This is a genomic window from Sphingomonas sp. CCH9-E2 (assembly GCF_001557215.1).
Taxonomy (GTDB): domain Bacteria; phylum Pseudomonadota; class Alphaproteobacteria; order Sphingomonadales; family Sphingomonadaceae; genus Sphingomonas.
The window spans coordinates 1-3595 of the sequence record NZ_LSJM01000154.1 but is presented as its reverse complement, the minus strand read 5'-3'; the positions used below and the strand labels follow the sequence as shown (position 1 = coordinate 3595).

Below are 3595 nucleotides of genomic sequence, written 5' to 3'. Positions count from 1 at the left end.
CCGCCGCATTTATTTCCCCTGCCCCCACGCGTTTCTAACCGATCGCTAACCTACCCCCGCTACGACTGCGCCGGTGACGAGTCAGACCACCTCCCAGTTCGCGCGCCCGCGGATCGATATCCGCGCGCTGCTCGGACTCTATGATCCGGCGGATACGACCGACTGGGGGCCGATCCGCGCGGCCCAGATGAATGCGGGCAGTCAGCTTGCCCTGTTCATGCTGGCGGCCAACGTCCTCGGCGCGACGCTGATCGTTCTCAACTTCGCCCGCCTCGTGCCGCTGTGGCAGCTCGCCAGCTGGGGCGCGCTGGCCGCTGCGGTCGGGACCGCCGTCGCCTTTCGCCGTCTCGCCGTGCGCCACCGCACCGAACGGACGGCCACGCTGCGCGATGTGCGCGAAACGATGCTCGACGGCATTTCGCTTGGCGCAGTCTGGTCGATCGCGCCGTTGCTGTTCGGCGCCTATGCCGATGCGCAGGCGGCCAATGGCATGTGGATCGTGCTGTCGATCCTGATGGTCGCGTCCTCGCTCGCGATGGCCGCGCTTCCGCTCGCCACGATCTGCTTCCTTGTCGTGCTGGGCAGTGCCAATGCAACCGCGCTCGCGCTTACCCAGTCCCCCGCGCTCGGCGCGGCGGGGCTGCTCTTCACCCTGTTGCTCGTTATCGCCTGCTTTGCGCGCGGCAAGGCCCTGGTCGTGATCCGCGCCAATGAAATTGCGCTGGCCGAACGCGACGAGACCGTCAGCCTGTTGCTGCGCGAGTTCGAGGACAAGAGCGCCGACTGGCTGTGGGAAACCGATGCCCAGCGCCGCGTGTGCCGCGCCAATCCGCGTTTCGCCGTCTCGCTCGGCGTCGATCCCAAGGCGATCAACGGCATGCCGTTCGTACAGGTGCTCGCCGGCTCAAGCTGGGAAAGCGGCAATTTTGCACAGGGGCTGCGTGACCTCGCCGATTCGCTCAAGAAGCGCGAACCGTTCCGCGACATCCTGCTCCCCGTCATCGTCGACGGGGAGGAGCGCTGGTGGGAACTGACCGGCTCGCCGCGGCTGAGCGAAGAAGGCAGTTTCATCGGCTTTCGCGGAGTCGGCTCCGACGTCACCGAAGCGCGCGAGTCGGCGAACAAGATCAGCAAGATGGCGCGCTACGACACGCTGACCGGCCTGCCCAACCGCCTGCTGATCAACGAAGCGCTCGCCACCGCGATGGCCGAGGCGGACAAGTGGAACGCGCGCTGCGCCTTCATGATGATCGACCTCGACCGGTTCAAGGCGGTCAACGACACGCTCGGCCACCCGGTCGGCGACCGGTTGCTGATGCGCGTGTCCGAACGCCTGCGACAGCTGATGACCCCGAACGAGATGATCGGGCGGCTGGGCGGCGACGAGTTTGCGGTGGTGGTGCGCGACGCCAATGATTCGCTCGCCGTCGAACGGCTGGCCCGCACCATCATCGACGTCCTGTCGACACCCTATGAGGTCGACAGCCATACCCTCTATATCGGCGCCAGCGTCGGCCTTGCCTTCGGCCCGCGCGACGGGCGCACGGCGGAGATGCTGATCCGCTCCGCCGACCTCGCGCTCTACCGGTCGAAGGACGCCGGCGGCGGGAATTTTCACGCCTATGAGCCGCAACTGCATGTCGAGGCGGAGGAACGCCGCGTCCTCGAAATCGCGTTGCGCGCCGCGCTCGAGAATGACCAGTTTCATCTGCTCTATCAGCCGGTGGTTCAGGCCGGCACCGGCGCGCTGATGGGCTTCGAAGCACTGCTGCGCTGGACCCATCCCGAACTCGGACCGATCTCCCCCGCCAAGTTCGTGCCGCTGGCGGAAGATGCGCGCCTGATCGCCCCGATCGGCGAATGGGTGCTGCGCGCCGCCTGCTTCGAAGCGGCCAAGTGGGACGACCCGATCCGCGTCGCGGTCAATGTCAGCCCCGAACAGCTGCACAATGCCGGGTTCGCATCGTTCGTCAGTCGCGCGCTCAAGGATAGCGGCCTGCACCCCAGCCGCCTCGAACTCGAGGTGACCGAAAGCGTGTTCATGCGCGAAGGCACCGCCGCGGTGCAGACGCTGGAAGCGATCCTCGACATGGGCGTGCGCCTCAGCCTCGACGATTTCGGCACGGGCTATTCCTCGCTCGGTTATCTGTCCCGCACGCGCTTCAGCTCGATCAAGATCGACCGCAGCTTCGTGCAGGGCGCGTCCAAGGGGCAGAAGGAGGCGATCGCCATCATCCGCGCCGTCGTCGCGCTCGCCGAGAGCCTCGGCATGGCCACCACGGCGGAAGGCGTCGAGACCGAGGACGAACATCGCCTGATCCAGGCGCTCGGCTGCACCAAGGTCCAGGGCTATTATTTCGGCCGCCCGCTCCCGGTCGGCGAAGCCCGCAGCCTCGCCACCCGCGACAGCATGCAGGACGAAGCGCGCGTCGCCTGAACCCCTGCCCGATGGGCCGATGACGGGGCGCAGATCGGCCCATTATCCGTTTTGGACTTTCGCAATTTCACCGCATCCTCGTTTTGGGTCAGCGCGGGGGGAATGCGATGGAGCCGATCAAACCATTTCGGGCATTTGTCAGCTATAGCCATGCCGATCGCGATTTCGCCGCGCGGTTGCAACGGCGGCTCGAATCCTATCGCCTGCCCCGGCGGCTGGCCGACCGCGTCACGCCGCTGCCCGGCCAGGCGCCGGGGCGGATCGGGCCGATCTTTCGCGACCGCGCCGACCTGTCCGCCGCCGCCGACCTGTCCCAGGCGGTGCAACAGGCGATCGCGCAATCCTCCGCCCTGATCGTCGTCGCGTCGCCCGATGCGGTGCAGTCGCGCTGGGTCGGGCGCGAGATCGCGTTGTTCCGCGCGCTCAATCCCGCCGCCCCGATCCTGGTCGCCCATGCGCGCGGCGCACCCGACGCGGCATTACCCGAACCGCTGCGCGGCGACGCCGAACCGCTCGCCGCCGATTTTCGGCGCGAGGGGGACGGACCGCGCCTCGCCTTTCTGAAGATTGTCGCCGGGCTGGCCGGCCTGCCGCTCGATGCGCTGGTTCAGCGCGATGCGCAACGGCGGCTGCGGCGCGTGACGGCGGTCACGCTCGGCGCGCTGCTGATCGCGTTAGGGATGACCGCGACGACCATCTTCGCGCTCGTATCCCGGGCGCAGGCGGTCCACGAACGCACTCAGGCCGAAGGGTTGATCGAATTCATGCTGACCGACCTGCGAACGAAATTGCGCGGCGTGGGTCGGCTCGACGTGATGGAATCGGTCAATCAGCGCGCTATGGCCTATTATGCCGATCAGGGCGACCTGTCGCATCTGCCCGACGACAGCCTCGCCCGGCGCGCACAGATCCTCCACGCGATGGGCGAAGATGATGGCGACCGCGACCGGCTCGCCGACGCGCTCGCCAAGTTCCGTGAGGCGCATCGCGTCACCGGCGCGCTGCTTGCGCGCAGTCCGGCGGACACGGGGCGCATCTACGACCATAGCCAGAGCGAATATTGGCTGGGCAGCGCCGCGCTCAAGCTCGACGATCTCGCCACCGCGTGGTCTGCCCCCACCGAGTGGACCGATTGGTTTGTTAGTGCATTAAGCTCAT

2 protein-coding genes are annotated in these 3595 nt (G+C 67.3%); both read left to right on the top strand.

The window, feature by feature from the left end:
- Window positions 1-187: 187 nt before the first annotated feature.
- Window positions 188-2437: a putative bifunctional diguanylate cyclase/phosphodiesterase gene (locus AX681_RS08210; protein ID WP_443026152.1), complete on the top strand. Its 2250-nt coding sequence runs from the start codon at window positions 188-190 to the stop codon at window positions 2435-2437.
- A 107-nt stretch (window positions 2438-2544) separates the two neighbouring features.
- The coding region (locus AX681_RS08205) for a toll/interleukin-1 receptor domain-containing protein (protein ID WP_156456056.1) at window positions 2545-3595 on the top strand (1051 nt) is incomplete at its 3' end.

Excerpts from the sequence above, each read along its gene's own strand:
- AX681_RS08210 (WP_443026152.1), top strand. The coding sequence starts at position 188 with ATGAATGCGGGCAGTCAGCTTGCCCTGTTCATGCTGGCGGCCAACGTC.